We start from the raw sequence: 25,429 nt of genomic DNA, 5'->3' as shown, positions 1-25,429 counted from the left end.
CGATATCAGTGGGCGTGTCCGGAGGGGAAGTGCACCGATCCGTCACTACCTACGCAACCTCCCTGGACCGGGCCGCTGCCGAAGAAGACACTGTTGGACTGGCCGATGCTGTTCGGGGGAGCCGTTCCGACTCCACCGCCGGTGACCCCGATGGTCCCGCAGGAGTAACTGTGCTGATCGTTCGAGCGGACATTCAGTTGCGTGCCGGGAGTGGCGGGGTCTCCGTGAAGGGTAGGTCCCGCCGATGCGACGCCGGTGCCGAGCGCGACCGTGATCGCCGCCGCCGCAATGACCGTGCGCAGTACAAAACCGTTCATCTCTAGCCTCACCTCTGGTCCAATTGTGGCCGGCTTCCCCTGACCGGTCCGACGATGCCGGGCTCCCCCGCTCTGTGTTCCGGTTCCGATAGAACAATCATCATCCGAAACGCGCCCGGAATCATCCGCCCATCAGCACGAAAGCTGAGGCTGGATTCGAACTCGTCTGTGCAAGCGGCACGGCCGATCGGCACACCTCGGCGTAACGGGTCACGTCATCGAGTGGTGGCACGAGTCGGTTACTTGGTGCCGAAGATCCGGTCGCCGGCGTCGCCGATGCCGGGCAGGATGTAGCCGTGCTCGTCGAGCTGCCGGTCGACGGCGGCGGTGTAGATCGGGACGTCGGGATGGGCATTCTGCAGGACGGCGATGCCTTCGGGACAGGTGACCAGGCAGACGAACTTGATGCTCTTGGGGCTGCATTCCTTTAACCGCTCGACCGCCGCCACGGCGGAGTTGCCGGTGGCCAGCAACGGGTCGACGATCACCACGTCGCGCTCGTGCAGATCGCCGGGCATCTTGAAGTAGTACTCCACTGCCACGAGTGTCTTGGGATCGCGGTACAGACCGATATGGCCGACGCGCGCGCCCGGCACAATCGTCAGCATCCCGTCCAGAATTCCGGTGCCTGCGCGGAGGATGGAGACGAACACCAGCTTCTTGCCGTCGATGACCTTGCCGGTGGTGACTTCCATCGGCGTCTCGATGTCGATGTCCTGCATCGGAATGTCGCGCAGGACCTCGTAGGTCATCAACGCGGAGATCTCGTTGGCCAGTCGACGAAAGCTGTTGGTGGAGGCATCCTTACGGCGCATCATCGTGAGCTTGTGCTGTACCAGAGGGTGATCGATCACGTGCACTGTTCCCATGTATCCGTCCCCGTTTCGCTCTAGAAGACCGTGCCGTCGCTGACGATGGACAGCGGTGGCAGCCCACCTCTCGCCCGCTGAGACAGGGCGCGGCCTGCGGCCCAGGTGCCGCCCTCCAGGACGCAGGCCAGCGGAAGCTGTGTGGCGTCCACGCCGAGCCGTCCGCGCACCAGCGGCGCCAGTTCGTCGAGGAGCGCGACCGTCAGCGCACGCCACTCGACCACCACTTCGTCACCGGCCGTCCAGCGGCGTGCGGCCCAGGTCGGGTCGTGCAGGCGTAGTACCCCGGTGTCCAGCAGGAGACCGCCGTTGCGGTACTCGGGCAGGCCGGTCAGGGCGTCCAGCCCGACGACCCGCACGCCTGCCCACTCGAAGGGCTCCAGCAGCGAGTAGGTCAGCCACTGAGACAGCTTGTGGAAAGGAATCCAGCCTCGGGTCAGGCCCGGCCCGACCACCGCCTCGTGGCGCCAGCAGTCGCCCAGGGGCTGTGTGCCGATGGCGTTGTCTGCCGGCCAGATGCCCGACAGCGACGTCAGAACGTGGGAAAGGATGTCATGGGCGGCCACTGACGACGTGGCCGAGCCGTGCGGCTCTGTCAGCAGGTCGAACAGGCCACCCGGCCGCCCGTGCGGGCCGAACACCGCGGGTTGTGCGGCGAGTGCGTCGCCCAGCCGGCGCAGCAGAAGCACCCGGCCTTCGATTCCTACTAGGGGATTGGACGGGCCGACCTGAAAGAACTCGGCCAGCCGGTTGGTGTCCAGGCTCCGTAGCGCGGCCGCATCGACCTGCAGCGGGTGTTCCACGTCGCTCGAGAACAGGCCGCCGACGAACGCGTGCCAGCTGGCGACACCCAGTCCCTCGGATCGGGCGAACCGCTGCCCGCCGGCTTTCTCGTCGTAATGCCAGTCGGGACCCGCCCCGGCATCGAGCAGCACGCTGACCACGGCCAGATCGATCATCGCGCGGGCGCGGGCCTGCATGTCCAGCCCGGCCAGCCGGGCATCGAGGTCGGCCTTGCGGTCGACGCCGCCGGCCTCGAAATGCCGCCAGCGACTGTGGTAGGGAATCGCGAGGTCCGGATAGCGCGCACGGGTCACGTCGACCACCTCGGCTGCGGCAGTCTGCAAGGCGTCGTCGTGAACGCTGAACCAGCGCGAGCCGCCTTCGCGCGCGCGGCTCAGCAGTTGCCCTGAGCGTTCCCGCACAGCCGTCGTGGTGCGCAGCGCCGCGGCCGCGCCCTCGGCCCGCCCGGTGTCGACGTCGGGACCGACGCCGAGCATGCTCATTCGTCCAGCTCCCGGCCCTTGACCTTCGCCAGTTCGTCGGCGCTCGGCACCACGCCCGGCGTGAAGTAACCGGCCGCCATCTTGGCGTCGATTTCTACCCGCGCGTCGGCCGGGATCAGCTCGTCGGGCAGGTCCACCCGTTCCCCGACCTCGATGCCCGAGCCCGTGATGGCGTCGTACTTCATGTTGCTCATGGAAACCAGGCGGTGAATCTTGCGCACCCCCAGCCAGTGCAGCACGTCGGGCATCATCTCCTGGAAGCGCATGTCCTGCACGCCGGCGACACATTCGGTGCGGGCGAAGTACTGGTCCGCGGTGTCGCCGCCCACCTGACGCTTGCGGGCGTTGTAGACCAGGAACTTGGTCACCTCACCCAGCGCGCGGCCCTCCTTGCGGGAGTAGGACACCAAGCCGACCCCGCCGTGTTGCGCACCCTGGATGCACTCCTCGATCGCATGCGTCAGGTACGGGCGGCAGGTACAGATGTCGGAGCCGAAGACGTCGGAGCCGTTGCATTCGTCGTGCACGCGCGCCGTCAACTCCACGGCAGGATCGGCCAGATCGCGTGGGTCGCCGAAGATGTACACCGTCTGCCCACCGATCGGCGGCAGGAACACCTCGAGATCCGAGCGGGTCACGAGTTCGGGATACATGCCCCCGGTCTCCTCGAACAGCACGCGGCGCAGATCCGACTCGCTGCAGTGGAAGCGCTCCGCCACACCCGGCAAGTGCCAGACAGGTTCGATCGCCACCTTGCTGACCAGCGCAGCACCGTTGGACATTAGGAAACGGCCGTCCGGGCGCAGGCGGCCTTTCTGTATGGCATCCGTGATCTCCGGCAGCATGACGTGTGCCTTGGTCACGGCGATGCTGGGGCGGATGTCGTGGCCGGCGGCCAACTCGGCCGCGAATACCTCCGCCACCATGGCGCCCCACGGGTCGAGACTCACGATTTTGCCGGGCTCGCTCCACTGCGGGTACGGGCCGATGATGTTGGTAGGCGCGGTGTTCGTGAGGTCGGCCTTGTGGTGGCGCGACAGCGCGCCGGCTGCGACCGCCAGCGCCCGGTAGATGCTGTAGGAGCCGCTGTGCGTGCCGACCACGTTGCGGTGGGCGCGATTGGTGGTGGTGCCGACCACCGGTCCGCGCTCGGCAGCTGTGGGAGCGCCCCATCGAATCGGCAGGGACCCGACGCCGCCGCTGTGCGACGTCAATCGGATGTGCCCGCTGGCGGTTTCGGGCGTGGCAGGCGACGGTGTGGTGGGGACGACTTCAGCGGACATGGCGTTCCTCCGTAACGACGGCCCGGCGACGAGGCACGCCTCCGGAACGTATCTCCCGCGCCCGGACGCTGCCGGCCACCGGAGAGGCAAGCATAGCTATTTGCAGCGACTATCGCGTGGCGTGCACGTCCGCCGGGTCTGCCGTCCGGCTGGATTGGTGGGCACTGGGCAACTGCGGTGCGGCGTGGCACGATCGAGCAGGTGACCAGCAGACCCGCCTCAGTGCAGCACCTGCAGGACCTTGCACGTCTGCGCCGCGTTCGCGACCGAATCGACAGGGAGTACGCGCAGCCGCTGGACGTCGAGGCGCTCGCCCGCGGCGCGAACATGTCGGCGGGGCACCTCAGCCGCCAGTTCCGGCTGGCGTATGGCGAGTCGCCGTATTCCTATCTGATGACGCGGCGTATCGAACGCGCGATGGCGCTGCTGCGTCGTGGCGACCTCAGTGTCACCGAGGTGTGTTTCGCGGTCGGCTGTTCGTCGCTGGGTACCTTCAGCACCCGCTTCACCGAGCTGGTCGGTGTTCCGCCGAGCGTCTATCGCCGCGAGGCGGAGCACGCCACGGCGGGGATGCCGTCCTGCGTGGTGAAACAGGTGACCAGACCGATCAGGAATCGAGAAGCGTCGGCACCCGAGCCACAGCTAACGTGACTGCGGCATCGAGTAGATGCTCGCGCACGACGCTGGCGGAGACCGCGAGGGGCGGCCCGCGGAACCGAGGGGAGACACGATGAGCACGGCGACGAGGACGGACAGGGCGGGGCGAGTGCAGCGAGGGGACAACTCGGAGTCGTCGGCGCAGCATCGTGCCGACAGCCACGATTTGATCCGCGTGCAGGGTGCGCGGGTGAACAACCTTCAGAACATCAGCGTCGAAATCCCGAAACGCAGGCTGACGGTGTTCACCGGTGTGTCCGGCTCCGGCAAGAGTTCCCTGGTGTTCAGTACGATCGCCGCGGAGTCGCAGCGGATGATCAACGAGACCTACAGCGCCTTCGTTCAGGGCTTCATGCCGACCCTGGCCCGGCCCGATGTCGACGTACTCGACGGGCTGACGACCGCGATCATCGTCGACCAGCAGCGGATGGGCGTCGACCCCCGCTCTACCGTCGGCACCGCCACCGACGCCAATGCGATGCTCCGAATCCTGTTCAGCCGGCTCGGAAAGCCGCACATCGGCTCGCCCCAGGCGTACTCGTTCAACGTCGCCTCGATCTCGGGCGCGGGCGCGGTCACCATCGAGCGCGGCGGCCAGCAGACGAAGGAACGGCGCAGTTTCAGCATCACCGGCGGCATGTGTCCGCGCTGCGAGGGTAGGGGCTCGGTCACCGACTTCGACCTGTCCGCTCTCTACGACGACAGCAAGTCACTCAACGAGGGTGCGCTCACGATCCCCGGCTACAGCATGGAGGGCTGGTACGGCCGCATCTACCGCGGCTGCGGGTATTTCGACCCCGACAAGCCGATCCGCAAGTACACCAAGAAGGAACTGCACGACCTGCTCCACCGGGAGCCGACCAAAATCAAGGTCGAGGGCATCAACCTGACGTACACGGGGCTGATCCCGCAGATACAGAAGTCGTTCCTGTCCAAGGACGTCGACGCGATGCAGCCGCACATCCGCGCGTTCGTCGAGCGGGCGATCACGTTCACCACCTGCCCCGACTGCGACGGCACCCGCCTCAGTGCGGCCGCGCGATCGTCGAAGATCAAGGGCATCAACATCGCCGACGCGTGCGCGATGCAGATCAGTGACCTTGCGGTGTGGGTGCGCGGTTTGAAGGAACCGTCGATGGCGCCCCTGTTGGAGAAGTTGGGCGCAACCCTCGACTCGTTCGTCGAGATCGGGCTGGGCTACCTGAGCCTCGACCGGCCGTCCGGCACGTTGTCGGGCGGTGAAGCGCAGCGCACCAAGATGATTCGCCACCTCGGGTCCTCGCTGACCGACGTCACCTACGTCTTCGACGAGCCCACCACAGGCCTGCACCCGCACGACATCGCCCGAATGAACGACCTGCTGCTGCGTCTGCGGGACAAGGGCAACACGGTGCTCGTCGTGGAGCACAAGCCGGAGACGATCGTGATCGCCGATCACATCGTCGACCTCGGCCCTGGCGCCGGTACCGCCGGTGGGCACGTCTGCTTCGAGGGCACCGTCGAGGGCCTGCGAGCCAGCGACACCATCACCGGCCGTCATTTCGACGACCGGGCCGTGCTGAAGGAATCGGTGCGCACCTCCACCGACTCGCTCGAAATTCGTGGTGCGAACGCCCACAATCTGCAGAATGTCGACGTCGACGTACCGCTCGGCGTGCTGGTCGTGGTGACCGGTGTGGCCGGGTCGGGGAAGAGCTCACTGATCCACGGCTCGCTGGCCAAGCGGGACGGCGTGGTGTCGGTGGACCAGGGCGCCATCCGCGGCTCGAGGCGCAGCAACCCGGCGACGTACACCGGACTGCTCGATCCGATCCGCAAGGCCTTCGCGAAGGCCAACGGAGTCAAGCCTGCATTGTTCAGCGCCAACTCTGAGGGCGCCTGTCCCACCTGTAACGGCGCAGGTGTCATCTTCACCGACCTGGCGATGATGGCCGGTGTCGCCACCACCTGCGAGGAGTGCGAGGGGAAGCGGTTCCAGGCAGCGGTGCTCGACTACCACCTCGGTGGCCGCGACATCAGCGAAGTGCTCGCGATGTCCGTGGCCGAGGCCGAGGAATTCTTCGGCGACGGGGAGGCGAAGAACCCGGCCGCGCACAAAATCCTCGTCCGGCTCGCCGACGTCGGGCTCGGGTACCTGGCGCTCGGCCAGCCGCTCACGACGCTGTCGGGCGGCGAGCGGCAACGACTCAAGTTGGCTACCCACCTGGCCGAGAAGGGTGGTGTGTACGTCCTCGACGAGCCGACCGCCGGCCTCCACCTCGCGGACGTCGAGCAGTTGCTCGGACTGCTCGACCGGCTGGTCGACTCCGGCAAGTCGGTCATCGTCATCGAGCACCACCAAGCAGTGATGGCGCACGCCGACTGGATCATCGACCTCGGCCCCGGCGCCGGTCACGACGGCGGCACGATCGTTTTCGAAGGCACGCCGGCCGATCTGGTCTCCGCCCGCTCCACACTCACCGGCGAGCACCTCGCTGCCTACGTCGGCGCCTGACCGAGTTATGCGGAGCACCGACGGCGGGGATGTCTCATTTCCGCCTGTCGGAGGCGTATCGACGTCGATCGTGTGACCTAACTGTGAGGTCGGTCACCGCTTTCGCGTGACAGCTGGTGCCAGTTGTTGCCTGCGGGACCAGTGTTCCGACAAAAATCCACAAAACAGCGTTGGCCAGGACGTGCTTGTCAAATCGACGCGCCGAAATCTGTCGAACGCGTAGTAGCCTGTGACGAAACCGTGATCAATTCGTTACCGGTTACCCCGCTCGACAGAGGAATCTGGTTTGTCTCGACACCGGAAAATCGACCCAGCACCGCGCGCCCTACGGCGCCGCCACCTGAAGACCGTTCGCGGCCGACTGATAGCAGTCCCGCTTGCCGCCAGTGCACTGCTCGTGGCCGGGAGCACGATCGCGTCCGCGACCACCGGCGATGTGGCCGTCGGCATCGCGCCTACCGCGGCGGAGGCAGGCGTGTCGCTCTCGATGGCCCCCCAGGTCTTGCAGTTCCCGCGTACGGATCTCACCGACTTCACCGACGAGCTGCAGCAGGCAACCCAGCGTGAGGTCGAGCGGATCGAGCGGGCGAGGGCCGAGGCCGAGCGGCTTGCCCGCGAGGCTGCCGAACGAGCTGCCGCTGAGGAAGCCGCACGTCGACCGGGTGTCGTCTTCCCGACCGACGGTACTTTCACGTCGGGCTTCGGCCCGCGTTGGGGCACGAACCACAACGGCATCGACATCGCCAACTCCATCGGCACCCCGATCAAGGCCGTCACCAACGGCACGGTGATCGAGTCGGGTCCGGCGTCAGGGTTCGGGCAGTGGGTCCGTCTGCAGCAGGACGACGGCACCATCGGCGTGTACGGCCACATCGACAGGTCCCTCGTATCGGTCGGGCAGCAGGTCCGCGCGGGCGATCACATCGCCACCATGGGCAACCGTGGTCAGTCGACCGGACCTCACCTGCACTACGAGGTCTGGACGGCCAACGGCGCCAAGATCGATCCCGTCGGCTGGTTCAGCTCGCGCGGAGTGTCCGTTCCCGGACACGGCGGCTGAGACACGCATATACGGACCTTGTCGCGCACCCTACGATGCGTAGATGAGACTGCCGAAGAGCGCGCACACATCTCGGCCCTGGCGAATCCACGAATTCACCCGTGACTTCCGGCTCGAGGACGTGTGGGCTCTACCGACACCCGGTGGCCCGGATGACTTTCCCCGGCTGGTGCAGGTAATCACAGCGTTCGACCCGATGAGGCGCGGGCCGTGGCCGATGCGCCTGTTGTTCGCGATTCGGTTCGAGCTCGGCAAGGTGTTCGGGATTGACGATCAGGCCGCCGGTTCACGTGTGCCCGCTCCCACTCTCGTCGATCGGCTGCCGGACGACCTGCGTGCGAGCTCGGGTGGCCGCGGCTCGGACACGCTGCCGTTCACCTCGCTGTACCAACTCGACGACGAGTGGGCGCTCGAAGCTGTCAATCGGACCGTGCACGGAATTCTCCATGTCGGCTGGGTGTCCGATGAGGCGGGCGGTTACCGGGGCCAGATGGCCATTCTCGTGAAACGAAACGGGAAGCTCGGGGCAGCCTACATGTCAGCGATCAAGCCGTTCCGGCATCTGATCGTCTACCCCCTGATGATGCGGGAGTTCGGACGGGCCTGGCGGGCACGCACTGAGCGCCGAAACAACTAACCCAATCGCCGAGGAATTACATTTCGGACGAGCCGCACCGCGATTGCATCTCAACCGGCCCTCGCTCAGTGCGCATGCGCACGGCGGATGGTCAGCTTCTCGAGAGCCACACGGGGACACCCGCGATGAGACTGGATCCGACGAACAATAGCACTCCGGCGGCGCGCCGAGGCGCGCGTCGAAGCCGTGGAACCGGTAGTCCCACAACAGGTAGTAGATGTTGGTCGCCGCCTGCGACGGTTCACTCGGGAGGAGAGGCGCGTGCCTCCTTCACTGCCGGACAGAGCTTCTCCTGTTCGCCTGTGGTCGGCGCGGCGGTGCCCCCATGCGCGGAACGAGAAATGATGGACATAGCAGTCGGCGGTAAAGGGCGACGAGTCCACCAGCGCCGTGGGTTTCGCCGGGTTCAGGAACGAACTGACGTAACCGGTGTCTCCGAGCGGTCTTCTCAAATGCTGCCGGGGATGTCCATGACCTCTATCCCGGCCGTCTCGCGTAATGCATCCCAGAGGTCGGGGCGATCCGGCAACGCATCGGTTTTGAGCACTGCGAATTCGCTGGGAATCGCCACGGTGCTGGTCTGGTCCCCACTCTGCGCGAACACTGCGAAGCAGGCGTGAACGTGGGTCATTTCGTGTCGCGCCCACTAGCGGATGCCTGCCGTGCGAGCTTGACGACATCGGCTGTGTCGCCGTCGAGGAGTGCCCGTCTAGGAGTGCGGTCGTCGAGTTCTGGTTGTGGGCTCGACATCCACGAAGCGATGGTCCAGGCCTGGACATCGGCGGAGGCCCAAGCCTTCAGGACGTCTTTGATTCCTCGGATCGGGACGTGGGGTGCGGTGTCGGTCAATCCGCCTGACCAGTAGCCGATCGTCCCGTCGGCGGCGGTCAGACGTAGCACGCGCGATTCCTTGACTGCTTGGCTGAGGGCCTGCTTCGTCCAGCCGGTGGCGTCGACTGCCTGCTTGTGGGTCAAGATCGCGCCGATGTGGTTCTCCCATGCGCGACGTGCCTCGAGGTTCGAGAGCACGTTCTTCACGCCGGCGGCAACGTACCTGGCGTCGACGTCGTCGAGCTGCTCGGAGGCCATCCCGCTGGCGTTGAGCTGATCGTCGACGACCTTCTTGAGTGGTGTACTCATGCCACCATGGCCCTCGGTCAAGCAGGTCAAGTCAAGAGGTCAAGCAAAGCGCTGTCCCAGCAATCCTCAGCCTTGTGTTCGTTGAACGCGCGACCGGAATAGACGGCGAGCGACAGAACTCCTGAGTTCATGGGGAGAAACCGCGCTGCATGTCGCGGCGGTCATGTCCTCGAGGCCGAGCACATCGGCGGTGATTCATCGTATGGTCGAGAGTGCATCTGTGCCGGCGCAGCAGAAGTGATCGTGACCTTTGCAGCCGGTCGTGTGGGGCGATCGACATGATTGCGGGGGCAGCATGGAACGGAAGGAAAGTCATTGGTGAACCGGTCCTATTTGGTGGGGCCGATGTCTCGGGTTGGCGATGTTTCGTCTGGGCCGCAGAGGATTACATTACGAAGCTTGCTCGCCGCCCGCCATCTCCGCGGCATGGCGGACGGCACGCCCGCGGGACGGCGCGCCGAAACCCTGTACCCAGTTCAGGGGTCGTCCAGTGCACACCGCCGGGCATCTGCATCGATGTCCGGTCTGGATGATTCGCAGGCCGCGGCCACCGCTCGGGCTGAATCGCCCGCGGCGCCACAGTCGGCATATTCCCGGTGCATCGTCGAGAATGATGGCATCAGTTAAGGATTGGTCATGGGTAGTATATTTTCTCCACCCTGAGCTAGTCGGAGGCGTTCCCGAGCCTGCCGCACACGGAGGGTCCGGGGCGTCTCAATGTGAGGCGCCGAGGTTCCAGTGCGTTCACATCACGAGGCCGAGCGCGTGGATCTCGAGGAAAGTTCATCCGCATGGACACCCCAGTCCCGCTGCACCAGAGTAAGTCTCGGCGGAAAATGCGAAAGTGCGTCGAAATATCTCACCTCCGAGCCCCGAGTTTTGCGTTCCGCGATCTACGCGGGAGTGGGGCAGCTAATCCGCCGAGGGTAGCGATGGGGGATGACAACTGCTTGCTGTGAAACGAACGCTCAAGGGATGGGCCACCCCGATGACCGCCATTCTTCGCCGAAACGCAAACCCTCACAGGCCCGTCATGTCGAAGAGCTGAGTGTGGACGCCCGACACACCATCTCTATGTGACGCCCGTCTCACACTGAGACGCTCGTGAGCTGGATTACGCGGTTGAATCAATCGCACAACGTCCCCACCGCCGGCACTCGGCCGGCACCCGATACAGGAGGCGCACATTGAGTAGGCAAAGCCTGACAAAGGCCCACGCGAAGATCACCGAACTGTCATGGGATCCGACCTTCGCGACCCCGGCCACCCGGTTCGGCACCGACTACACCTTCGAGAAGGCTCCGAAGAAGGACCCTCTCAAGCAGATCATGCGGTCCTACTTCCCGATGGAGGAAGAGAAGGACAACCGCGTGTACGGCGCCATGGACGGTGCCATCCGCGGCAACATGTTCCGCCAGGTGCAGCAGCGGTGGCTCGAATGGCAGAAGCTGTTCCTGTCGATCATCCCGTTCCCGGAGATCTCAGCGGCCCGTGCGATGCCGATGGCTATTGACGCCGTGCCCAACCCGGAAATTCACAACGGCCTCGCGGTGCAGATGATCGACGAGGTTCGTCACTCGACGATCCAGATGAACCTCAAGAAGCTGTACATGAACAACTACATCGACCCGGCCGGGTTCGACATCACCGAGAAGGCGTTCTCGAACAACTACGCCGGCACCATCGGCCGACAGTTCGGTGAAGGCTTCATCACCGGTGACGCGATCACCGCCGCGAACATCTACCTGACCGTGGTCGCCGAGACCGCGTTCACGAACACCCTGTTCGTCGCGATGCCCGACGAGGCCGCCGCCAATGGTGACTACCTGCTGCCGACGGTGTTCCACTCGGTGCAGTCCGACGAGTCCCGGCACATCTCCAACGGCTATTCGATCCTGCTGATGGCCCTCGCCGACGAGCGTAACCGGCCGCTGCTCGAACGAGACCTGCGGTACGCGTGGTGGAACAACCACTGTGTCGTCGACGCCGCGATCGGCACCTTCATCGAGTACGGCACCAAGGACCGCCGCAAGGACCGGGAAAGTTACGCCGAGATGTGGCGGCGGTGGATCTACGACGACTACTACCGCAGCTACCTCATCCCCCTCGAGAAGTACGGGCTGACGATTCCGCACGACCTGGTCGAGGAGTCGTGGAAGCGCATCACCGAGAAGGGTTACGTCCACGAGGTAGCCCGGTTCTTCGCGACCGGGTGGCCGGTGAACTACTGGCGGATCGACACGATGACCGACAAGGACTTCGAGTGGTTCGAGCACAAGTACCCGGGCTGGTACTCGAAGTACGGCAAGTGGTGGGAGGAGTACAACCGTCTCGCCTACCCGGGCCGCAACAAGCCGATTGCGTTCGAGGAGGTCGGGTACCAGTACCCGCACCGGTGCTGGACGTGCATGGTTCCGGCCCTGATCCGCGAGGACATGGTGGTCGAGAAGGTGGACAACCAGTGGCGGACCTACTGCTCGGAGACCTGCTACTGGACCGACGCAGTCGCCTTCCGCGGTGAGTACGAGGGCCGGGAAACCCCGAACATGGGACGTCTCACCGGATTCCGCGAGTGGGAGACGTTGCATCACGGCAAGGATCTGGCCGACATCGTGCAGGACCTGGGTTATGTCCGCGACGACGGTAAGACCCTCATCGGTCAGCCGCACCTGCACCTCGACGATCCGAAGAAGATGTGGACCCTCGATGACGTGCGGGGCAACACCTTCCAGAGTCCGAACGTGCTGCTGAACCAGATGTCGGACGCCGAACGCAACGCCCACATTGCCGCGTACCGCGCCGGCGGCGCAGTTCCGGCCTGATCCAGGCCCGGTGGGTGGCGCCGCGGCCACTCCGGCGCCACCCACCGCTCCACTAATTCACTTTCACAAGCCCAGGAGAGACCCCGTGGCCGACAAGCACGTAATCAACTTCGAGCCCGTCAACATCGAGATGGAAGTCGGCGAGGACGAGTACATCCTCGATGCAGCATTCCGGCAGGGCATCCATCTGATGCACGGCTGCCGTGAGGGCCGGTGCTCGGCCTGCAAATCCTTCGTCCTCGACGGCGACATCCAGATGGAGAACTACTCGACGTTTGCGTGCAACGACGCCGAGGTCGACGAGGGCAACGTCCTGCTGTGCCGTTCCACGGCATACAGCGACTGCACCATCGAACTGCTCAATTTCGACGAGGACGAACTCCTCGGCGGTGTCCCCATCCAGGATGTGCGCACCCAGGTGACCGCAATCGAGTCGATGACCAAGGACATCGTGTCGCTGCGGCTGGCGCCGATCGAACCCGCCGCGTACGAATTCAAACCCGGTCAGTACTCGGATTTGCACATCCCGGGCACCGACGAGCATCGCTCCTTCTCCATGGCGACAACCCAATCGACGCCGGGGCAGGTCGAGTTCCTGATCAAAAAATATCCCGGCGGCAAGTTCGCCGGCCTGCTCGAGGACGGGATCTCGGTGGGTGACGAGATCGCGCTGACGGGCCCGTACGGGTCGTTCACCATCAAGGACGGCCATGTTCTGCCGATGGTCTTCATCGGCGGCGGCGCGGGGATGGCTCCGCTGCTGTCGCTGCTGCGGCACATGAACGAGACAAGCAACACCCGGCAGGTGCATTTCTACTACGGTGCCCGCACCCCGCAGGACCTGTTCTATCTCGACGAGATCCTCGAACTCGGTAAGAACCTGACGGATTTCACGTTCGTGGCCTGCCTGTCGGAATCGATGGACCCTGCACCGGTGGGTGCGATCACCGTCGAGGACGGCAATGTCACCGATGTCGTCAGCCGCTCCGAACCTGAACTCGGCCGGGCAGAGGTGTACCTGTGCGGGCCGCCGCCGATGGTCGATGCCGCTCTGGAACTGCTCGAGGTGAGTAACACCCCTCACGACCAAATCTTCTACGACAAGTTCACCAGCCCCGCGTTCGAGTAGCGACAGCAGGGAATTTCACCGCCCTCTTTCACAGACAGGAACTGAGAAACGAGATGACCGCAACCACCGAGAACACCGGGAGCAAGCAGCGCAGCTTTCCGAGGATCGAGTTCACCGACTCCGAGGCCGGTGCGCTGGAGTTCCCGAGCTCGAAGAGCAGAACCTACAGCTACTTCACGCCGGCCAAGAAGCGGGCGACGATGTACGAGGATGTCACGGTCGACGTCCAGCCCGACCCTGACCGTCACCTCTCCCAGGGCTGGATCTACGGATTCGGGAACGGCCCCGGCGGCTATCCGAAGGAGTGGACGGCGGCGAAGTCGTCGAACTGGCACGCCTTCCTCGACCCGAACGAGGAGTGGGACCAGACGATCTTCCGGAACAACTCCAAGGTCGTCCACCAGGTCGAATTGTGCCTGTCCAACGCCAAACGCGCCCGGGTCTACGACGGCTGGAACACACCGTGGCTGACGTTCATCTCCCGCAACCTGGGGGCGTGGATGCACGCCGAGAACGGGTTGGCGCTGCACGTGTTCACCTCCATCCAGCGGTCCTGCCCGACGAATATGATCAACACCGCCGTCGCGGTGAACGCCGCCCACAAGATGCGCTTCGCCCAGGACCTGGCCCTGTTCAACCTGGACCTGTCCGAGGCCACCGAGAACTTCGACGGCGCCGCCCACAAGGACGTGTGGCAGTCCGCCCCCGAGTGGCAGCCCACCCGGGAGGTCGTCGAGCGGCTCACCGCGGTTCCCGATTGGTGTGAGCTGCTGTTCGCCTCGAACATCGTCTTCGAGCAGCTGGTGGGATCGCTGTTCCGCAGCGAACTGGTCATGCAGATCGCCGCCGGGAATGGTGACTACATCACGCCCACCATCGTCGGCACCGGGGAACACGATTACGACCGCGACCTCAACTACACCCGCAACCTGTTCCGGTTGCTCACCCGCGATCTCGAGGTCGGGGAGGCGAACAAGGAGCTGTTCGGCACCTGGCTGGCCACCTGGGTGCCCCGGTGCCTGGACGCCGCCCGGGCGCTGCAGCCGATCTGGTCGCAGCCGGCCGACAAGGCGGTCACCTTCGCCACCAGCCTCGACGCCGCCACCGCGAAGTTCCGTTCCCTGCTCGAGGACCTCGGGCTCGACATCCCCAAGGAGTTGGACCAGTGACCATGCAATTCGGATCGACCACCGAGTTCTCCAACATGTGTGGCGTCACCTTGATGAACACCCCCATCGGGCGCGTCGTCGCGGACGTGATGGGCGCCAAGGACGGTGTGGAGCTGACCGAGTACCCGTCGATGATCCGCGTCGACGGCCAGAAGCTGCTGAATTTCGACTACGAGGAACTCACCGACGCTCTCGGTGAGGAGTTCGACGGCTCCATCTTCGAGGAGATCAGCTCCACCCATTACGGGCGCATGGTTCACCTCGACGACAAGACTCTGCTGTTCGCCAGCCCCGAAGACGCAGCCGAGTACATCGGATTCGACCTCACCGAGCACTGACCGCAGCTGTCCGGGGCCACGCAGGGTGGCCCCGGACACCCCCAGCCCACCCGAAAACCAGGACCAAGCGAGGACGCGATGTATCAGAAAGACGGTCAGAAGTACTTCATCGTCGATGGGCATGTGCACATTTGGGACGCCCGCGAGTCGAACCAGAAGAATGTGCACGGCGAGCAGTTCATCGAGTGCTTCTACGACTACCACAAGAACCTCAGCCCCGAGGAGGTCGTGTGGGACTACGAAACCTACAAGTACTACGGCAGCGAACGTTTCGAGCGCGACATCTTCGTGGACGGATACGTCGACCACGCGATCTTTCAGGCCACCTTGCTCAGCGACTTCTATCACACCGGGTTCGGGCAGACCGACGAAGCGCGCGCCCTGGTCGCCAAGCACCCCGGCAAGCTCACCTACAACCACGCCTACGACCCCCGCTACGAAGAGGCCGGCCTCGAGCAGCTCCGCAGGGACGCGGCCGAGATGAACCTGCAGGGCGTCAAGCTCTACACCGCCGAATGGCACGGCGACTCCCGCGGCTACAAGCTCGACGACAAGTGGTCGCGGCGCTACCTCGAAGAGTGCATCAAGCTGGGGATCAGGAATATTCACGTCCACAAGGGCCCGACGATCCGTCCCCTCGACCGCGACGCCTTCGATGTCTCCGACGTCGACAAGGTCGCCACCGACTACTTGGACCTGCGATTCGTCGTCGAGCATGTGGGTCTGCCGCGGCTCGAGGACTTCTGCTGGATCGCCACCCAGGAATCGAACGTCTACGGCGGATTGGCAGTGGCTCTGCCGTTCATCCACACCCGGCCCCGCTACTTCGCCCAGATCATCGGCGAATTGCTCTACTGGATCGGCGAGGACAAGATCCTGTTCGGCAGCGACTACGCACTGTGGACCCCGAAATGGCTGATCGAGAAGTTCGTCGACTTCCAGATCCCCGAGGACATGCAGGGCGAGTACGCCCCGATTACTGCCCTGCAGAAGCAGAAGATCCTCGGCCTCAACGCCGCAGCGCTGTACGACATCGACGTTCCCGCGGACCTGCAACTGGCCGAGCCGGCCGGGCAGGAAGGTGTGGAGGTCGCTGCCGGGGCGCGGGAAACCGTGCCGTCATGACCACCGCCGCCGTCGTCTGCACCGAAGAGGACGTTCTGATGGCCCTGTCGACGGTCACCGACCCGGAACTGGACGAGCCGATCACCGATCTCGGTTTCGTCCGGTCGGTCACCCTCGACGACGACGGGGCCACCGTTCACCTGCGGCTGCCCACCGCGTTCTGCTCGCCGAACTTCGCCTACCTCATGGCTTCCGACGCGCTCGACGCCCTGCGCCTGATCGGGGATATCGGCGAGGTGCGGGTAATGCTTGACGACCACCACGACAGCGACAAGATCAACACCGGCCTCGCGGCCGACGCCGGATACGTCGGAACGTTCGGCTCCGAGGCGGAAGAGAGTCTGCACGAACTGCGCCGAACGTTCCGGTCCAAGGCACATGCCGCGGCGATGGAGCGGTGCGTCGAGGCGCACCTGAAGACCACCGACATGGGTGTGAACGAGATTTACCGACTCGTTCTCAGCGACCTCGCCCCCGGAAAAGCGAAGGCCGCGTTGCTGCGACGCCGAATCGGCCTCGGGTTGAGCATCTGCCCGGCCAGCCCGGTGTTCGTCGACGACGCCGGCAAACGCATCCCCGCGGAGTCGGTACCGATGCGGCTGCGGTTCGCCAAGTCGGTGCGCATTTCGATGGAAGGCAACGCCCACTTCTGCCGCGGCCTGCTCGCCACCCGCTACGCCGACAGCGAATCCGTCGGCAGCACTCCGCGAATCACCGATCTCAGAACCAGGAGCCCGCGATGAAGGCCGTGCAAGTGGTGGGATACCACACCAAGCTGCAGCTCACCGACATTCCCGAACCCACGATCGAGGGTCCGCTCGATGTCATCGTGCGGATCGGCGGCGCGGGCGTGTGCCGTACCGACCTGCATGTTCTCGAGGGGCAGTGGGAGGAGAAGTCCGGTGTCGCACTGCCGTACACGATCGGTCACGAGAACGCCGGTTGGGTCCACGCGGTGGGTGACGCCGTCACCAACGTGGTGGTCGGCGACAAGGTGATCCTGCACCCGCTGATCACGTGCGGGTTGTGCCGGGCGTGCCGTTTCGGTGACGACGTCCACTGCCAGAACAGCAAGTTCCCCGGCATCGACACCAACGGCGGGTACGCCGAGTATTTGCGCACCACCGCCCGCAGCGTGGTCCGGATCGACGACTCGCTCGAACCCGCCGACGTCGCCGCCCTCGCCGACGCGGGCCTGACGGCGTACCACGCCGTCGCCAAGGTCGCCAGGACCACTCGCCCCGGAGACGTGTGCGTGGTGATCGGGGCCGGCGGACTCGGCCACATCGGCATCCAGGTCCTGAAGGCGATCTCCGGTGTCACCGTGGTCGTGCTCGACCGTAACCCCGCGGCCGTCGACCTCGCCGTGAAGATCGGCGCCGACCACGGCATCGTCGCCGACGGCACCCATATCCAGCAGGTGCTCGACCTGACCGGCGGGCACGGCGCCGAAGCCGTCGTCGACTTCGTCGGTGAAGGCGGCGCCACCGCCGAAGGGGTTGCGATGCTGCGCCGCGCCGGGAACTACTACGTAGTCGGATACGGCGAGAACCTCGACGTCCCGACCATCGACGTGATCTCCACCGAGATCAACTTCATCGGAAATCTCGTCGGCTCCTACAACGACCTGCAGGAGCTCATGATCCTCGCCGCCCAGGGCAAGGTCACTTTGCACACCACCCGGTACCGGCTCGAGGACTTCCAGCAAGCCCTCGACGATCTCGATGCCGGTCGGGTCCGCGGCCGGGCGATTCTCGTCCCCTGACGCGCTGCAAACTCCGCACAAGAAAAGTACGAAAGGACCATCAGTCATGGCAAAAGAGTTGCGGTACAACACGGACGCCCGAGCGCGGCTCGAGCAGGGCGTCAACGCCCTCGCCGACGCGGTCAAGGTGACCCTCGGCCCCAAGGGGCGCAACGCGGTACTCGAAAAGCTCACCGGGCCACCGACGATCACCAACGACGGCGTGACCATTGCCCGCGAGATCCAGCTCCGCGAACCCTTCGCCAACATGGGTGCCCAGTTGGTCAAGGAGGTGGCGATGAAGACCAACGGTGTGGTCGGCGACGGCACCACCACCGCCACCGTGCTCGCCCAGGCCATGGTCCGCGAAGGTCTGCGCTCGGTCGATGCCGGCGCCAACCCCATGCGGGTGCGGCGCGGCATCGAACGGGCAGTGTCCGCGGTCGTCGACTCCCTCCGTGAGCAGGCCTCCCAGATCGCGGGGCAGAGCGATCTGCACCGGATCGCGACCCTCGCCGCCAGCGACGACGAAGTGATCGGACACGCCATCTCGACGGCGGTCGATTACGTCGGCAAGTCCGGGGTCGTCACCACCGAGGAAAGCGACACCCTCGGGCTGTCGGTCAACATCGTCGACGGCATCGAGTTCGACCACGGCTACATCTCCGGCTACATGGTCACCGACCCGGAGCGGATGGAAGCGGTGCACACCAATCCGCTGATTTTGCTGACCAACAAGAAGATCAGCCAGGTCCAGGACATCATGCCGGCCATCGAGGTGGCCAAGCGAGCCGACCGGTCCCTGGTCGTACTGGCCGAGGACGTCGACGGTCCGGCCCTGCAACTACTCGTCGGCGGCAACATGCACAAGACGATGCAGTCGGTGGTCGTTCGGGCTCCAGGGTTCGGTCATCGCCGCGTCGCCGAGCTCGAAGATCTCGCGGTGGCATTGGGTGGGCACGTGATCGCCAAGGACACCGGCATCGAACTGTCCGAAATCAGTGTCGAGCATCTCGGTTCGTGTGACCGCATCACCGTGACCGAGAACGAGACCACGATCGTCGGCGGCCACGGGGACCAGCGTCTGCTCGACGCCCGCATCGCGCAGCTCGAGGCGCAGCTCGAGCGCGCCAAGATCGAGGCGGATCAGGAAAGCCTCGAGCTGCGCATCGCCCGGCTCACCGGGCGGGTTGCCGTCATCCGCGTCGGCGGCGCGACCAGTGTCGAGCTCAAGGAGCGGATGCTGCGCGTCGAGGACGCCCTGGCCGCCACCCGCGCCGCGCTCGAGGCCGGGATCGTCTCCGGCGGTGGCACCGCGCTGGCGCAGTCGCATCGGGCATTGGCCGATCTCGACCTGGCCGGCGACGAGGCGATCGGGGTTGACGTCGTGCGCCGCGCTCTTCCGGAACCGCTGCGCTGGATCGCGATCAACGCCGGTTTCGAAGGCGACGAGGTCGTCGAGGTGGTCGCCGGTCTACCGCTCGGCCACGGTTTCAATGCGCTCACCGGTGAATACGGGGACATGTTCGACGACGGGGTGATCGACCCGTTCAAGGTCACCCGCGCCGCGCTCGAGAGTGCCGCCTCGATCGCGGCACTGCTGATCACGACCGAGACCGCTGTCGTGGAGGAGGTGATCGGTAATCCCGGTGCCATCATGGCACCCGGTTTCGGCGATCTCGCCGAAGGCATGGTCCGCCCGTCGAATATCTATTGACAAAGACCAGTGGGTCACCGCCTCGTTGGTCCTGCGAGGCGGTGACCCACTGACCCGATCCGAACAGGAGAGGGTCATCACCGGCGGTCAGGTGGGTGCGCACCTGACCGCCGGTAACCCGCGCGCCCCGGCGCACCCCTCAGGATCCCTATGGCAGGTCATATCCGTCAGCCTTGCTCCGCCCGGTGAAAGGCTTTCCGACACAGATCAGTGGAGGCGTCGTGATTTTTATTGTCGTGAAGTTCAAGGTCCTCGACGAACACCAGAACGACTGGCTGCTCATCACCAAGGAGTTCACCGAGGCGACCCGATCGGAACCGGGCAATCTCTGGTTCGAATGGCACCGTAGCGCCGACAATCCCGCCGAGTTCGTGCTGATCGAGGCATTCGCCGACGGGCAGGCCGGTTCCGACCATGTCAATGCGGACCACTTCCGGAAGGGATTGGACGCGATGCGCCCGGCACTGAGCGAGACACCGCGCATCCTCCACACCGAACTTCCCGGCGACGACTGGTCCCGTATGGGCGAGCTCGAAATCGCTTCGTAATGCGCCACGCACCACACCGGCCAGGCAAACCCCGGCGTGGTGCACCCGTGGCGGACACACAACAGTGCGGAAGGACAAGGCATGACCGTGGTGACGACCGGCCCCGTAGCGGATCTGGTTGCGGGTCTCGGCGATGCTGTGGTGACCGACGTCGACACCATGATCGCCTACACCCGCGATCAGGCGCTGCTCTCGCCATCCGGTCAACCGATAGCAGTGGTTCGTGCCCGGACGGTCGACGACGTCGTCACGACGCTGCAGACTGCCTACCGGTACAAGATTCCGGTTGTCACGAGAGGTGCGGGGACCGGCCTGGCAGGCGGTGCCAATGCGCTCGAGGGGTGCATTGTCTTGAGTACCGAGAAGATGAACCGGATTCTCGAAATCGACGAGCAGTCCCGTACCGCGACGGTCGAACCCGGTGTCATCAACGGCGACCTCGCTACTGCAGCAGTAGAGCGAGGACTCTGGTACGTGCCCGACCCGGGCAGTCGTGCCATCTCCACGATTGGTGGGAACCTCGCGACAAACGCCGGTGGGCCCTGTTGCGCCAAGTACGGGGTGACCGGTGATCACGTCGCCCGGATAAAAGCGGTGCTCGCCGACGGCCGGATCATCCACACTGGTGCCGCCACCCGCAAGAACGTCGCCGGCCTGAACCTCACGCAACTGCTGGTCGGGTCCGAGGGCACTCTTGCCGTCATCGTCGAGGCGACCATGCGGTTGCGTAGAAAACCGGCGCACGCATCCACTGTGGTGGCGGCGTTCGCCGACCCCGTCCAGGCCGTCGACGCGGTGATGGCGATTCAGAACGTGGCCGACCCGAGCCTGGTCGAACTCATGGACCACAACACGATCACCGCGGTCAACGACATGACCCAGATGGGCCTCGACGAGAGCGCCGGTGCGCTGCTACTCATCCAGTGCGACGGCGAGGCGGCGGAGGCGGAAACCGATCGCATCGCCGAAGCATGCCGCAGTTGTGCGGCGACCGAACTCTTCGTGACCACCGACCCGGTCGAAAGCGACGGGCTCATGCAGGCTCGGCGTGTCGCGTTGACCGCCCTCGAACGCTGCGGCAGTACGCTGCTCGACGACCTGGCAGTGCCGGTGCCCCGGCTACCGCACATGCTCGACGCCATCAGCCGTATCGCGGACCGCCACCACCTTTTTGTCGGCACCTTCGGGCACGCCGCAGACGGAAACCTCCACCCCACGATCGTGTTCGACGCGGCTGACCCCGACGCATCCGACCGTGCCTACCGCGCCTTCGACGAGATGGTCACCCGGTGCTTGGCGCTGGGCGGATCGATCACGGGGGAGCACGGCGTCGGTGATCTCAAACGCAACTACCTCGAGACGATGGTGGGCACACGCGAGCGAGTGCTCATGGGTCAGATCAAGGCGGTGTTCGACCCTACCGGGATTCTCAATCCGGGACGCGCGATATGACCGCCATCCCCGCAGATATCGATCCCGAGTCCTGCCTCGAACGGTACCCATCCCCGACGACGAAAGGCCACGATGAAGCCAGTGAACCCCCTCCCGCGGCCACAACACCGTCCGGCCCACGAACCTGCGGGGACCCCGGGGTCGAGCACGCTCACCATGACCGACCTCCTGTGCACGCTGGAAGCGCTCACCGGGGTTCGCCCGCCGTACGTCACCCAGGACACCCAGCCGTCGGACAACCCGCCCCACCGGGCGGAAGCGTGCTGAATCTGCCAGTGCTCACCACCCCCGGGTGGCTCGGCGTGTGTCTCATACTGAGACTCGTATCACATTGAGACGCCGTACGCTCATGCATGTAACCGGCGGAAGAACGGGGCGTGTAGGAATCATGACCGCTAAGGATCTACGGGTAGCACGTGAGCGTTTTCTCTCCGAGCATCATCTCGACAGCTCCATTCGGCAGGACATCTACTCTTCCTGGCAGCGGTCGAAGTCACTGAAAGTGGTACCTGATCAGCTCGACCTCCCGTATGTCCGGGAGCCGGACCTGGACTCTCCCCTCGTCACGGCAGCCGGACCGGTCTTGAAACAGCTCGCGGACGGGCTGGTGGACGAGCCGGTCAGTGTGATTCTGACATCCGCCGACGGAGTGATCTTGACAAGGATCGCCGCCAGCCAGCGGCTCAATCGCACGCTCGACGCTGTCAGCCTGGCGCCAGGTTTCAGCTACTCGGAAGAATTCGCAGGTACCAACGGTATCGGCACTGCCCTCGAGACCCGGCAACCAACCCTGGTTACCGGCGCCGAACACTACGTCGAATGTCTCGGGCAACTTGCCTGTGCCGGTGTCCCGATCACCCACCCGATTTCCGGAGCTCTCGTCGGCGCGCTCGACCTGACCGGCTGGGTCGAGGACGGGGGACCACTGCTGGCCACCCTGGCCAAATCCGCAACCGCCCAGATCGAAGGGCGGCTCCTCGCACAGGCCAGTGCCGAGCAGACAGCGCTCCTGAACGCCTACCTGAAGGCCGGTCGGCGGGCACCGCAAGCAGGGGTTCTCGCTCTGGGTGACGATCTGGTGCTCCTCAACCGTCGCCTGCGCCTGGCACTGGATGCCCAAGACCAAGCTGCGCTGCTCGAGCACGCTGTCGACCTCACAGGAATGCCTGCCACACATCGGCATATCGTCGCCCTACCCAGCGGACTGTCGGCGCGTCTGTCGTCCACCGAGGATTTTGGATTCGGATCGCGACGGCAGATGGCTTTGTTCTACGTACACCTCGTCGACACCCCCAACTCCGCGGTCCCGGCATCAGAGAAACATGAATCCCTGCCCGGTATCACCGGCAGCAGCGCTTCCTGGCGCCGTAGCTGCCAGCAGATCGCCCGCTGCGCTCGCGAACAACAGTGGGTCACGGTTTCCGGAGAGCCTGGAAGCGGTCGCACTGCAGCGCTCAAAGCGGCTGCTATGGTCCATATTCCGGTTCGAACGCGAATCTTCGGTGGGGCGGATCTGTCGGGGGACAGTAGCGCCATGCAGGCGCTTCGGCAAGAACTCGAACAGGACCGCTTCAACATCATCCTCCGCGACATCGATCTGCTCGACGAGGAGCATCAGAGATCTGTCGCCGACCTCATCTCCGGACGCGAGCACGCCGGCTGGATCGGTGTAACCATCGGCGCTGCAGCGCACAACACCGATCTCGACACGCTGATCCTGCCCTATTTCAGCCACACCGTGCCCGTGCCCGCGTTGCGCCACCGCATCGAGGATCTCCACGACCTGGTACCGCTCCTACTCCGTCAGCTGGGCCACGGGGCAGAGCTATCGCTCGACCCTGCGGCAATGCGTCAACTGTGTAAATACAGCTGGCCCGGAAACGTGAGCGAGCTCCGGCAGGTCCTCCAGGAAGTGGTGCAGCGGCAACGCTCCGGCATCGCCGGAGTCGATCGGTTGCCACCGGTGTGCCGGGCGCTGAGCAGGCACACACTCACACAAATAGAGGCCCTGGAACGAGACGCCATCGTCCGCAGCCTCGAAGAAAACCACGGAAACAAGAAGGCGGCGGCAACTGCGCTCGGCATCTCACGCGCGACGATCTACCGGAAAATCAAGGAGTTCGGAATCGGCTTGTAAGTCGTCTCCCAAGCATGAATTGGCCGCCCCGCGGCCACGCGGAGCTACTCGGCTATCGCGGACACACCCGCGTCGTGGCTTCCCGCCGCGGGTCCGGATTGCTCAGTGCGCAAACCCGGTACGGACCGGGAAGCCGCGCGAATCGCGGCGAATCAGGTGCCGAACGTCCTCTGTGGTCGTCGCCAGTTCGGGGGAGCAATCTTCCTGTGTCCGGAAATGAGACGGCCGTCACACCAGTTCCGCCGGACCATGGGGAATACCGAGATAGTGCACTCGGTACGAAACCCGAAATCTAGCGCAGCAACCGAGAAGGCGATTCTGATGACGACAAACCCGCATACTCTGCACACAACGACTGGGCGAGAGCGCTCCGGTAGTGGCCGGGTCTGGCTGGTGGCTCCACTGTGCACGACGGCCGCCCCCACCGACCGTCCTCCCGTGCGTGATGACCTGATGCGGACCTGGTTGCCGGACGGCGACGCTACCTACCGCAGCCCCGACGGCCGCCGCAAGACCACCTGGGCACAACTGCATGCACAGTTCGATCTGGTGGAGGTGACGTCATGACGACCCTCACCGAAAATCGATCGGCATCTGGATTGCGTTACCCACGAAGTGTATTCGATGAGCGGCTCGCGAGCGAGGACGCTGCGGAGGATGACCTACGCTTGGCTCCCGACGACCGCGTCACGTGCCCGCTACACCATCGGTGGATCTACCGCTGCGTCGCGTCGCCGGCCCATATCAATGCAGTGACGCGACACCGATGGTGCCGTGGTTGCGCCGTCCCCCTGCCCGTGGTCATCGACGAGATCGCGGGAACCGTCACCATCGTCTGCATTCGGTGTGGTGACGGGGGCAGTCCGGCCACCACCCGCCTGATCGCCGCATGCCGCGCCAGTCTCGCCACCTCGAAACAGCGAGCACGTAAGCCGGCGTGAACCCGGCTGTGCATTGCGCTAGCTTCTTCCCGGGCCCTTGGAGCTACAAGCGTCTCAATATGACTCATTATCTTGATCAGTTACAGAAAGCCGGGGCATAGTCTGCCCGTGTCTTCGACAACGGATTTCGCACGACAGTTGCGGCTCGCCGATCTGCGTGTGACCCAGCCGCGGCTTGCGGTATTGGAGGCGGTGCAGGCGAATCCCCACGCCGACACGGAGACGATCCTCGCGGCGGTGCGCGGTGTTCTGCCCCGAGTATCTCAGCAAGCGGTGTACGACGTGCTTCACGCGATGACCGCGGCAGGGTTGGTGCGGCGGATCCGACCGTCAGGCTCTCTGGCGCGCTACGAGTCTCGGGTCGGTGACAATCACCACCACGTGGTCTGCCGATCATGTGGAGCCATCGCTGACGTCGACTGCGCCGTCGGTGACGCTCCGTGCCTGACCGCTTCGCACGACAACGGATTTCGTGTCGACGAGGCGGAGGTCATCTTCTGGGGCACGTGCCCCGACTGTTCCCCATCGCACCGCTGACAACCCGATCCACCCAACACAGCCCGG

At 64.9% G+C, this 25,429-nt stretch carries 24 protein-coding genes; 18 read left to right on the top strand and 6 right to left on the bottom strand.

Features of this window, described 5'->3' with window-relative positions:
- Nucleotides 1-5: 5 nt before the first annotated feature.
- From JQT59_RS34050 to JQT59_RS34035, 4 genes are all read right to left on the bottom strand, one after another.
- The gene (locus JQT59_RS34050; protein WP_208962724.1) at nucleotides 6-317 is read right to left on the bottom strand and encodes a hypothetical protein; all 312 of its coding nucleotides are present in this window, start codon (nucleotides 315-317) and stop codon (nucleotides 6-8) included.
- 239 nt (nucleotides 318-556) lie between these two features.
- Nucleotides 557-1,186, bottom strand: a complete 630-nt coding sequence (upp, locus tag JQT59_RS34045; RefSeq protein ID WP_213573957.1) for a uracil phosphoribosyltransferase — start codon at nucleotides 1,184-1,186, stop codon at nucleotides 557-559.
- 20 nt (nucleotides 1,187-1,206) lie between these two features.
- Nucleotides 1,207-2,472 (bottom strand): URC4/urg3 family protein, encoded by a 1,266-nt coding sequence (locus JQT59_RS34040; RefSeq protein ID WP_213573955.1) that lies wholly within the window; start codon nucleotides 2,470-2,472, stop codon nucleotides 1,207-1,209.
- A complete protein-coding gene (locus JQT59_RS34035; protein ID WP_213573954.1) occupies nucleotides 2,469-3,755 on the bottom strand; it encodes a GTP cyclohydrolase II in 1,287 nt (428 codons plus the stop codon). Before JQT59_RS34035 ends, JQT59_RS34040 begins: the two co-directional genes overlap by 4 nt.
- A gap of 201 nt (nucleotides 3,756-3,956) precedes the next feature.
- On the opposite strand from JQT59_RS34035, the gene JQT59_RS34030 reads away from it, so the two are divergent.
- The 4 genes from JQT59_RS34030 (at nucleotide 3,957) to JQT59_RS34015 (ending at nucleotide 8,603) form a co-directional block, all read left to right on the top strand.
- Nucleotides 3,957-4,406, top strand: a complete 450-nt coding sequence (locus JQT59_RS34030; RefSeq protein WP_213573952.1) for a helix-turn-helix transcriptional regulator — start codon at nucleotides 3,957-3,959, stop codon at nucleotides 4,404-4,406.
- Nucleotides 4,407-4,485: 79 nt separating this feature from the next.
- Nucleotides 4,486-6,906: an ATP-binding cassette domain-containing protein gene (locus JQT59_RS34025; protein ID WP_213573950.1), complete on the top strand. Its 2,421-nt coding sequence runs from the start codon at nucleotides 4,486-4,488 to the stop codon at nucleotides 6,904-6,906.
- Nucleotides 6,907-7,267: 361 nt separating this feature from the next.
- Nucleotides 7,268-7,966 carry a M23 family metallopeptidase gene (locus tag JQT59_RS34020; RefSeq protein WP_208963358.1) on the top strand — a complete coding sequence of 233 codons (699 nt, stop codon included), beginning with the start codon at nucleotides 7,268-7,270 and terminating at the stop codon, nucleotides 7,964-7,966.
- A 43-nt stretch (nucleotides 7,967-8,009) separates the two neighbouring features.
- Nucleotides 8,010-8,603, top strand: coding sequence for a DUF2867 domain-containing protein (locus tag JQT59_RS34015; protein ID WP_213573948.1), 594 nt, complete (start codon nucleotides 8,010-8,012; stop codon nucleotides 8,601-8,603).
- A 448-nt stretch (nucleotides 8,604-9,051) separates the two neighbouring features.
- Here JQT59_RS34015 and JQT59_RS34010 read toward each other — a convergent pair whose 3' ends face one another.
- Nucleotides 9,052-9,234, bottom strand: a complete 183-nt coding sequence (locus JQT59_RS34010; protein WP_213573946.1) for a hypothetical protein — start codon at nucleotides 9,232-9,234, stop codon at nucleotides 9,052-9,054.
- Nucleotides 9,231-9,743 carry a hypothetical protein gene (locus JQT59_RS34005; RefSeq protein ID WP_213573944.1) on the bottom strand — a complete coding sequence of 171 codons (513 nt, stop codon included), beginning with the start codon at nucleotides 9,741-9,743 and terminating at the stop codon, nucleotides 9,231-9,233. The genes JQT59_RS34010 and JQT59_RS34005 overlap by 4 nt, the downstream gene beginning before the upstream one ends.
- 1,187 nt (nucleotides 9,744-10,930) lie before the next feature.
- Between JQT59_RS34005 and JQT59_RS34000 the strand changes: the two genes are divergently transcribed.
- The 14 genes from JQT59_RS34000 (at nucleotide 10,931) to JQT59_RS33935 (ending at nucleotide 25,402) form a co-directional block, all read left to right on the top strand.
- Entirely contained in the window at nucleotides 10,931-12,565 is a 1,635-nt protein-coding gene (locus tag JQT59_RS34000) for a ferritin family protein (protein ID WP_213573942.1), read from the top strand.
- Between the two features lie 85 nt (nucleotides 12,566-12,650).
- A complete protein-coding gene (locus tag JQT59_RS33995) occupies nucleotides 12,651-13,694 on the top strand; it encodes a 2Fe-2S iron-sulfur cluster-binding protein (RefSeq protein WP_213573940.1) in 1,044 nt (347 codons plus the stop codon).
- A gap of 53 nt (nucleotides 13,695-13,747) precedes the next feature.
- Entirely contained in the window at nucleotides 13,748-14,863 is a 1,116-nt protein-coding gene (locus JQT59_RS33990) for an aromatic/alkene monooxygenase hydroxylase subunit beta (RefSeq protein ID WP_213573938.1), read from the top strand.
- Nucleotides 14,860-15,201, top strand: a complete 342-nt coding sequence (gene mimD, locus JQT59_RS33985; RefSeq protein WP_213573936.1) for a propane 2-monooxygenase effector subunit MimD — start codon at nucleotides 14,860-14,862, stop codon at nucleotides 15,199-15,201. The genes JQT59_RS33990 and mimD overlap by 4 nt, the downstream gene beginning before the upstream one ends.
- A gap of 78 nt (nucleotides 15,202-15,279) precedes the next feature.
- Complete coding sequence (locus JQT59_RS33980; protein ID WP_213573934.1) at nucleotides 15,280-16,326, top strand: amidohydrolase family protein; 1,047 nt, start codon at nucleotides 15,280-15,282, stop codon at nucleotides 16,324-16,326.
- Entirely contained in the window at nucleotides 16,323-17,069 is a 747-nt protein-coding gene (locus tag JQT59_RS33975; RefSeq protein WP_213573932.1) for an iron-sulfur cluster assembly protein, read from the top strand. The genes JQT59_RS33980 and JQT59_RS33975 overlap by 4 nt, the downstream gene beginning before the upstream one ends.
- Complete coding sequence (locus JQT59_RS33970; protein ID WP_213573930.1) at nucleotides 17,066-18,091, top strand: NAD(P)-dependent alcohol dehydrogenase; 1,026 nt, start codon at nucleotides 17,066-17,068, stop codon at nucleotides 18,089-18,091. The genes JQT59_RS33975 and JQT59_RS33970 overlap by 4 nt, the downstream gene beginning before the upstream one ends.
- Nucleotides 18,092-18,137: 46 nt before the next feature.
- On the top strand, nucleotides 18,138-19,787 hold the full coding sequence (gene groL, locus JQT59_RS33965) for a chaperonin GroEL (RefSeq protein WP_213573928.1): 1,650 nt from the start codon (nucleotides 18,138-18,140) through the stop codon (nucleotides 19,785-19,787).
- Nucleotides 19,788-20,008: 221 nt separating this feature from the next.
- Entirely contained in the window at nucleotides 20,009-20,335 is a 327-nt protein-coding gene (locus JQT59_RS33960) for a putative quinol monooxygenase (protein ID WP_213573926.1), read from the top strand.
- A gap of 81 nt (nucleotides 20,336-20,416) precedes the next feature.
- Entirely contained in the window at nucleotides 20,417-21,787 is a 1,371-nt protein-coding gene (locus JQT59_RS33955; RefSeq protein ID WP_213573924.1) for an FAD-binding oxidoreductase, read from the top strand.
- Between the two features lie 388 nt (nucleotides 21,788-22,175).
- The gene (locus tag JQT59_RS33950) at nucleotides 22,176-23,924 is read left to right on the top strand and encodes a sigma-54-dependent Fis family transcriptional regulator (protein ID WP_213573922.1); all 1,749 of its coding nucleotides are present in this window, start codon (nucleotides 22,176-22,178) and stop codon (nucleotides 23,922-23,924) included.
- Between the two features lie 438 nt (nucleotides 23,925-24,362).
- Nucleotides 24,363-24,491 (top strand): hypothetical protein, encoded by a 129-nt coding sequence (locus tag JQT59_RS37840; RefSeq protein ID WP_283254035.1) that lies wholly within the window; start codon nucleotides 24,363-24,365, stop codon nucleotides 24,489-24,491.
- On the top strand, nucleotides 24,488-24,865 hold the full coding sequence (locus JQT59_RS33940) for a hypothetical protein (RefSeq protein WP_213573918.1): 378 nt from the start codon (nucleotides 24,488-24,490) through the stop codon (nucleotides 24,863-24,865). Before JQT59_RS37840 ends, JQT59_RS33940 begins: the two co-directional genes overlap by 4 nt.
- A 108-nt stretch (nucleotides 24,866-24,973) precedes the next feature.
- On the top strand, nucleotides 24,974-25,402 hold the full coding sequence (locus tag JQT59_RS33935; protein WP_213573916.1) for a Fur family transcriptional regulator: 429 nt from the start codon (nucleotides 24,974-24,976) through the stop codon (nucleotides 25,400-25,402).
- Nucleotides 25,403-25,429: the final 27 nt, after the last annotated feature.

Origin of the sequence: Rhodococcus sp. USK13, from assembly GCF_018343855.1 — a bacterium.
Lineage (GTDB): Bacteria > Actinomycetota > Actinomycetes > Mycobacteriales > Mycobacteriaceae > Rhodococcus_F > Rhodococcus_F oxybenzonivorans.
Note: the sequence above shows the minus strand (reverse complement) of the source record. Positions and strands in the feature narration are given on the sequence as shown.

Excerpts from the sequence above, each read along its gene's own strand:
- upp (WP_213573957.1), bottom strand. The coding sequence starts at position 1,186 with ATGGGAACAGTGCACGTGATCGATCACCCTCTGGTACAGCACAAGCTC.
- JQT59_RS34040 (WP_213573955.1), bottom strand. The coding sequence starts at position 2,472 with ATGAGCATGCTCGGCGTCGGTCCCGACGTCGACACCGGGCGGGCCGAG.
- JQT59_RS34050 (WP_208962724.1), bottom strand. The coding sequence starts at position 317 with ATGAACGGTTTTGTACTGCGCACGGTCATTGCGGCGGCGGCGATCACG.
- groL (WP_213573928.1), top strand. The coding sequence starts at position 18,138 with ATGGCAAAAGAGTTGCGGTACAACACGGACGCCCGAGCGCGGCTCGAG.
- JQT59_RS34010 (WP_213573946.1), bottom strand. The coding sequence starts at position 9,234 with ATGACCCACGTTCACGCCTGCTTCGCAGTGTTCGCGCAGAGTGGGGAC.
- JQT59_RS34005 (WP_213573944.1), bottom strand. The coding sequence starts at position 9,743 with ATGAGTACACCACTCAAGAAGGTCGTCGACGATCAGCTCAACGCCAGC.
- JQT59_RS33975 (WP_213573932.1), top strand. The coding sequence starts at position 16,323 with ATGACCACCGCCGCCGTCGTCTGCACCGAAGAGGACGTTCTGATGGCC.
- JQT59_RS33955 (WP_213573924.1), top strand. The coding sequence starts at position 20,417 with ATGACCGTGGTGACGACCGGCCCCGTAGCGGATCTGGTTGCGGGTCTC.
- JQT59_RS33980 (WP_213573934.1), top strand. The coding sequence starts at position 15,280 with ATGTATCAGAAAGACGGTCAGAAGTACTTCATCGTCGATGGGCATGTG.
- JQT59_RS33990 (WP_213573938.1), top strand. The coding sequence starts at position 13,748 with ATGACCGCAACCACCGAGAACACCGGGAGCAAGCAGCGCAGCTTTCCG.
- JQT59_RS34015 (WP_213573948.1), top strand. The coding sequence starts at position 8,010 with ATGAGACTGCCGAAGAGCGCGCACACATCTCGGCCCTGGCGAATCCAC.
- JQT59_RS33970 (WP_213573930.1), top strand. The coding sequence starts at position 17,066 with ATGAAGGCCGTGCAAGTGGTGGGATACCACACCAAGCTGCAGCTCACC.
- JQT59_RS33940 (WP_213573918.1), top strand. The coding sequence starts at position 24,488 with ATGACGACCCTCACCGAAAATCGATCGGCATCTGGATTGCGTTACCCA.
- JQT59_RS34035 (WP_213573954.1), bottom strand. The coding sequence starts at position 3,755 with ATGTCCGCTGAAGTCGTCCCCACCACACCGTCGCCTGCCACGCCCGAA.
- JQT59_RS33950 (WP_213573922.1), top strand. The coding sequence starts at position 22,176 with ATGACCGCTAAGGATCTACGGGTAGCACGTGAGCGTTTTCTCTCCGAG.
- JQT59_RS34025 (WP_213573950.1), top strand. The coding sequence starts at position 4,486 with ATGAGCACGGCGACGAGGACGGACAGGGCGGGGCGAGTGCAGCGAGGG.